Source organism: Acholeplasma sp. ORD1043 (genome assembly GCF_057808485.1).
The window spans coordinates 58,134-64,942 of sequence record NZ_JAQLOJ010000012.1; the positions used below are offsets into that span (position 1 = coordinate 58,134).

Genomic DNA, 6,809 nt, shown 5'->3' on the forward strand with positions numbered 1-6,809 from the left:
ATGCACACGACATATATGTCGTATCGTGAAAGGAGATTTGAAATGCTGATTGATAGCTCAAAAGAACTAGCTTTATTCCTTGAAAAAATGCGTTTTTTACGCGGAATTTCTCAAGAAGACTTTACCGAAGGTATCATTTCAAATCGTCAATATCAACGCTATGTTCGTGGTGAATCTCCGATGCCTTATCACTTGATCGACCTTTTTGCTGAAAGATTAAATGTCAAAAAGGAAGCACTTCTTTTAGAGTTTGATAATCATACTCTTAAAGAAACTTTAAATATAACTAACTACTACTCCGCAGTTTTCAATCGAGATATAGAACAAATTAGTAAATCAAAAAGTTTAATTGATCCTGAGTATATCATTGATCCAGATAACAGAAAACTTTATACATTCACTAAATTAAATGAAGATTTTATCTTCAAGCGAATTTCAGCTGATGATTGTAAAAAGGGGTTATTGGACTTAATCGAATATCCAAAGATTTTATCTCAAAGTGCAATGTCCATTCTTGAAGTGAATACATTAACCAGATTAATGGACTTCGTGACTCCAAAAGAACAAGAGGAGATTGCAGTAAAAATTGGGCACTTCCTAGAAAACCCAGATTTAGTTTGGTCTGGTAATCAAACAATCACTTTAAATATTCTAATTTTCAAACTTGCCCAATACTATGGAATGAAAGACAATCATAAGGCTGTGATTACATTTTGTAATCTAGGTATTAAGTTTAACATGAGAACTAAATCACTTAATAATTTGGATTATTACTTCTATTTCTTAGCATTTGCATACTATAATCTTAAAGAACAATCAAAATATGAAGAGAGCTTATACAAGTGTTATGGTGCATTAATCGCTAACAATAGTCAATCTAGACTACTACACATTACTCAATTAATTGAAAAAGATTTCAATATCAACTTCAAAGAATTTATCATCAATTATCTAAAAGATAAGCCCGGTCTATAAGACCAGGCTTTTTTATGCTTTATTAACTGCTTTTTCCATCCACTTCTTTAACGCAAGTAATCCCAGCGTAAAGATTGCTATTACTGGAAGTAATAAACCAATGCATAATCCAATCACTTGTAACAGTGAACTTTTCGTTGGATCCATAAATCCATATGGATACCAATGTGTCCATGGCCCAAGACTAAGTATAACTGTAAAACACACGGTTGGTAAAATTAGTGAAACCCAGAAATGTCTTAATCTTATTCCTGGTGTTACTAACAAGAAATAGAAAATTGGGTAAAGTATTGGGTTTATTGTATGTACAATATGGCCATCAAAATTCACATCTCCATCACTGACTAACGTATGGAAAATGATACCAGTCATCAAAATTGCTACCAATCCTATGACTGCAAAATATTTAAACCAATTTTTATCCTTATAACCTGTTAAATATAATGTTACGACAACAAATATAAGTATATTTGATATATTTGTATAAAGTCTTAAACGATTAAATATTTCTAAGAAATCATCATTGAAGAACATTTGTACAACACCATATAGGTGTACTAACCAAATAATGCCTGCAATAATGAATCTAACTTTATCGTTAGAACGTAACTTTAAAATAAAGTTTTCTTCCATTTACTCATCTCCTTTTAAGAAACATTATACTCGTAACATTTTTAAAAATGGTTAATTTGACTTCTTCCCTTTTCTAAATAAGATGATTGTAGCAACTCCTAATGATAAAAGTAAAGATGTTCCACCGCAAATTGACCAAAGTATAACTGAGTTAGAATTGGTTGTATCTGATTCGATGATTTCAGGTAAATTTTCAACATTAATCATTACTTCAAAATTAATAACCTGATCTTTGTTTACCGCTTTTAAAGTCACTTTATATAAGCCAGCTTCTTTAGTACTGTTTTCATACTCATTAGTTAAAATTTCTAATGTATCGTATTTTAATAAAATACGTGACTTAATTAAGTCTAGCAATTCTAAATCTGATAAAACTTCATTAGAATTCAAATTAATTTTATTCAAATTGATATAAATTATTGGTGCTTCATTATCCAAAACTTCAATTGAAATAGTAAAAGTTGATTCATTGCCTGACTTATCTTTAGCACCGATTAAAATACCAAAATTTCCAGTTACAAATTGTTCGTAATTTGATGTAATTATATAAGGTTTAATCACACCATCAATTTCATCAACTACATTAAGACTATTTAAAATTTGATTGATTGATAATGTTTCATCAGCATTCATCTTAATTTCTGAATTACCTGTAATTACTGGAGCTACATTATCAACCACTTTAATGATTTGGGTTGCAGTAGCTTTATTACCTGCGATATCGAGTACATTAAATGTAAGTTCATATTCACCAACTTTAGATTCATTACCTAAATATGTATTTTTAACAACTTCAAATCTTAAGACATTTCGTTTAGATAGATTATCAGTAACATCTACATTAGTAAAATAACTATCTAAATCAAAATTATCTTTATAAGATATTTCAATAATCTCTAGTGGAGCAATCACTGGTGCAATCGTATCGCTAACACTGATAGTATATTCGAAGAATACTAAATTATTTGCATGATCATGTGCACTTAGTTTAACGAAATAATCACCAAGTGTTCTTTCATTTCCAGTATAATTTTCTTCAATAACAGTAATCGTAGATGAAACATTACCATCATTTTTATCCCAAGCAATTAACCATGAATTGATTTCATCAATGGTTAATGGATTTTCAACATCAGATTTAACTGTAAAATAATTTTCTACTTTTTTTATCTTATTTGATAAATTAAAGTATATTTCTACTGTTGGATTAATTCTGACATTCTCTTCAACTTCATCTGTTCTAAATATTAGAAATCCTTGTCTTGCATTTTGAGTATCAATTTCAAAATATTCAAAATCATTTGATGAAAATAATACTTCATTATATTCTGATCCTATGGCAACTAAATCTTGATAAAGACTCTTGATTCTTACTACATATCTTTTTGCTTCAAAATCAAAATCCCTAATATCAATTGTTTTATTACCGTTATAAGTAACATAAACTTTACCATCTTCTTCTTTTAAGTCAAAAGGTGACTTCTCTTCGATATGTTGTAATGTGATTTCATCTCCAACATATCCAAATGCATAATTTGATGTGGTAATAACTAACCCACATAGTAAGACAATTAGTATATAAAATTTGTTTTTCATGTCTTCTTCCTCGCTTTCAAAAATATAGTAGCGAAAAGAAGTAACTTTTTCTTTTTTATCATTGACATTTTTAATCACACTGTTGTACAATAAACATGCGTTAAATGCACTCTTAGCTCAGCTGGTAGAGCAATTGACTCTTAATCAATGGGTCGTGGGTTCGAGCCCCACAGAGTGTACCATCTTGCAATAATCAAATCATACTTTAAAAAGTATGGTTTTTTTTATCTAAGATTTAAAATAATTTTATTTTATATATAAAGTTATTACTACAATAATATTCAATTTAGAATTGACTAATATAGTTAAAATACTAAAATTAATATGTAGCGTATCAACAAACGAGATTAATTTCCCGTAATACGCTACTTTTTTTATTAAATTTAAATTATTTTTTATCTTTTGATTATGTTATTTTTTCGACATTTTCATAAAATTTTGAAAGACTTTCATTGGTTTTCATGTATAAAATGCACTTATTAAAGCTTTAAATTATACGAATTATGCAACTTACCGTTAAATTTATGTAACTTTTTGTGATTGGGTTTTCATAATTTTCATCAAGTGCTATACTTATTGTCATAGTTAAATAAACAAGGAGGATGCAAAATGAAGAAATTAGCTTTAATTATGTTCTCTTTACTAGCCGTATTATTAGTAGGTTGTACAGAGGAAGTCGTTTATGAAACAATGGATGCAACTTTTGAATTATCAAAGAAGGCTTCTTTTGATGTGGTAGAATTTGATGAGAATCATGAATATTTAGTTTTTGCTTTAGACTACACATTCGAAATTGTATCTGTTTATGATAGAGTATACAATCAAGATGGCACTTACACTGCAGAACTAAATGGTGATTTAGTTGTTAATGTATCTGGTAAATATGAATTATTAAATAATGTAGTTACTTTAAAATACGAAGTTGCTGAGAAAGCATTTGAAGTTGTATATAACGTAGTTAATGATTCACTAAAAAACGCTGATGAATCAACAGTATATGCTAAATCAGAAATCTTTGAGGTATCATTATCTGGTAAATATACAATTGATACAACAACTTCATCATTACCAGAAGATTTACAATTCATCAAGATCTATCAAATTGTATTTACAGACAACACATATTTAATGTCATCAATTGATATTAGATATAAAGTACAAGGTTTCGTTTTAGAAGGTAATGAAGTATGCTTACTAACTAACTTCAAATATGACGAAAACAAAACTGCTGTGTTTGAAATCAACGACAACACAATTAAAATTAGTTTTGACGAATACTACGCAGTATACGTTAAAGCTTAAGAATTTATTCAAGTAAATAAAGTAGGATATTAAAATCCTACTTTTTTTATTCCAAAAATAAAGGTTTTACTTTACAATTAGATATATAGGGTGAATTAATTATGAATAAACTAGATATATCAAAATTCCAAAATGTGAAATGGGTTGCTCATAGAGGTATACCTTCTAAAACATATGAAAATACGATCACAGGTTTTAAAATAGCTGCGGAATTACCTTATTGGGGTATAGAAACAGATGTACACGAAACGCATGATGATAAATACATCATTCATCACGATGATTTTGTTAATTTTGAAGATAAACAACTTTTCATTGATAAGTTAGATAGTTCATTTTTAAGAACGATTAAATTCAACAACGGTGATACGCTTCCTTTTTTAAGTGAATATATAGAAATTTGTAAAACTTCTAATAAAGTAGCAGTCGTTGAATTAAAAGCTCCTTTTACAAGTTTAAAAATCAAGAAAATATTAGCAGAGATTGAATCATTAAATTATCTAGATAAAACAGTTATCATTTCTTTTTATTTCGACAATGTATACCAAACTAGATCTTTGAATAAAGATATTCCAATTCAACTACTATTAGGTGAATGGAATAAAGATGTGATTGATGTTGCAAGTAAATTAAAAATAGATATCAATACGCATTATTCACTATTAACCAAAGAACGAGTTGATGAATTACATAATAATGGACAACTGGTTAATTGTTGGACCGTAAATGAACCTGATGTCGCTTTAAAACTCATAGATATGGGTGTCGATTTTATTACAACAGATGGATTTTAGGAAGATAGGTGGTACAAATGAAAAAAATAGCTATTATATTCGTCTTAATATTTACATTAGTTTTAACTGCGTGTTCCTCTCAATCAGGTATCAACGGAAGGTATGAGAGAACAGTAAAATACGGTAGTACAATAGATGAATTTTCAACCAATTACGAAATATTAACATTAAAAGACGACAATACATTTACAATCGAATCTTATTTTGAACGTGAATATTCAAGTGGTTCTAACTTTACAAGTACCTTTAAGGGTGAACTTACCATAAATTTAACAGGTAGTTTTGAATATACCAATTCAGAACTCACATTAAGTTATCAAATTAAAGGTAACAATTATGTTGACTACTTTTCTAGAGTCAATGATACTTTTGTTGAAATGAACGAAGAATGGGGCACTGTATTTCATGAATATAAACGAATTACTACTGACGAGAAAGTAAAATTTGCAGGTCGATATAACTACAATAGTGATGCCTCAAAAACACCAAAACTCTTTGATGCAAGTAAAATCGCAGCAATTGAAATTGAAGGTAGCAATTACCAATTTAAATCAACAGATGGTGTTGTAAACTATAGTGGTAAAATTACTTTCGGTATTAAAGGTGCACTTATGCCAAACTTTAGACCGGTAAATACCCCTTATGCAGTTGTTGTTATAGGTAACAGACAACTCATTATTAAAACTGCAGTCTATGAATTTGTATACGATAAAGTATACTAAGAATTGAACCACCAGAAGGTGGTTTTTTTTACGCAAAATAAAAAGAGGCTTAATAAGCCTCTTACTTACAATGTTAGTATCTAATTTTTCTACCTTTTTCGTAATATTTAACTGCATTTTTTTGGTAGATAATTTTATTGTTTTCTAGAATCATTAACCCATCTTCATGAATTGTATAGATAGGTCTTTCATCTAAATGTGAAACTCTTCTTATTCCTTTCTTTTGTTTTTTTCTACGTCGATAATGTACTTCTACACCAAAATCTCTGATTAAGTCTAAACCTTCACTTAACATAAATTTCTTATAATCGTAATCCGGTGAAATGTGGAACCAATTGAATTGAATCATTGTTCCAGCAGATGGACCCATAAAAATTTTGTTTGTAAGATTTTTTAAGTATTCTAATAAATCATATTTTTTTAGTCTTTCAACAAACAGATCTGGTGCACCACCTGGTAAGAAAATAATGTCAGCAGCTTCGATTTTAGCTTTTGCTGATTCAATTGTATCCTTATCATAGATAATCCAATCTACATTCTCTTCTTTAATACCATAGTTTAAAAGCGGTGTTAAAATATGCAAATACCATCTACCTTCTGGTGCAGTATAGCTAGCCTCATATAAATCTTGACGGAATGCAACATTAAAAAATGAGAATGCTATGACACAAATCTTTGAGTCTTCTTTAATGTACTTTTTTAAAACCGGGATGACATCTTGTCGTCCATAAATTGAGTGTGAACTTAATATATTTATCATAATATATATATTGTATCAAAGTACGTA

The 6,809-nt window shown here is 28.8% G+C and carries 7 protein-coding genes and 1 tRNA gene; 5 read left to right on the plus strand and 3 right to left on the minus strand.

Going from position 1 to position 6,809, the window contains the following annotated elements; all coding sequences use genetic code 11:
• Window positions 1-42: 42 nt before the first annotated feature.
• Window positions 43-975: a helix-turn-helix domain-containing protein gene (locus tag PG914_RS05535; RefSeq protein WP_488822715.1), complete on the plus strand. Its 933-nt coding sequence runs from the start codon at window positions 43-45 to the stop codon at window positions 973-975.
• 12 nt (window positions 976-987) lie between these two features.
• On the opposite strand, the gene PG914_RS05540 is transcribed toward PG914_RS05535, so the two are convergent.
• On the minus strand, window positions 988-1,608 hold the full coding sequence (locus PG914_RS05540; RefSeq protein ID WP_488822716.1) for a hypothetical protein: 621 nt from the start codon (window positions 1,606-1,608) through the stop codon (window positions 988-990).
• 51 nt (window positions 1,609-1,659) lie between these two features.
• The gene (locus tag PG914_RS05545; protein WP_488822717.1) at window positions 1,660-3,204 is read right to left on the minus strand and encodes a LapB repeat-containing protein; all 1,545 of its coding nucleotides are present in this window, start codon (window positions 3,202-3,204) and stop codon (window positions 1,660-1,662) included.
• Between the two features lie 106 nt (window positions 3,205-3,310).
• On the opposite strand from PG914_RS05545, the gene PG914_RS05550 reads away from it, so the two are divergent.
• The 4 genes from PG914_RS05550 to PG914_RS05565 all read left to right on the plus strand — a co-directional run bounded on the left by PG914_RS05550 (window position 3,311) and on the right by PG914_RS05565 (window position 6,022).
• Window positions 3,311-3,386, plus strand: a tRNA-Lys gene (locus tag PG914_RS05550).
• Window positions 3,387-3,813: 427 nt separating this feature from the next.
• A complete protein-coding gene (locus PG914_RS05555; RefSeq protein WP_488822718.1) occupies window positions 3,814-4,506 on the plus strand; it encodes a hypothetical protein in 693 nt (230 codons plus the stop codon).
• Window positions 4,507-4,607: 101 nt separating this feature from the next.
• Window positions 4,608-5,300 (plus strand): glycerophosphodiester phosphodiesterase, encoded by a 693-nt coding sequence (locus tag PG914_RS05560; RefSeq protein ID WP_488822719.1) that lies wholly within the window; start codon window positions 4,608-4,610, stop codon window positions 5,298-5,300.
• 17 nt (window positions 5,301-5,317) lie between these two features.
• A complete protein-coding gene (locus PG914_RS05565) occupies window positions 5,318-6,022 on the plus strand; it encodes a hypothetical protein (protein ID WP_488822720.1) in 705 nt (234 codons plus the stop codon).
• A 73-nt stretch (window positions 6,023-6,095) separates the two neighbouring features.
• On the opposite strand, the gene PG914_RS05570 is transcribed toward PG914_RS05565, so the two are convergent.
• Window positions 6,096-6,782, minus strand: a complete 687-nt coding sequence (locus tag PG914_RS05570; protein WP_488822721.1) for a Type 1 glutamine amidotransferase-like domain-containing protein — start codon at window positions 6,780-6,782, stop codon at window positions 6,096-6,098.
• Between the last annotated feature and the right edge of the window lie 27 nt (window positions 6,783-6,809).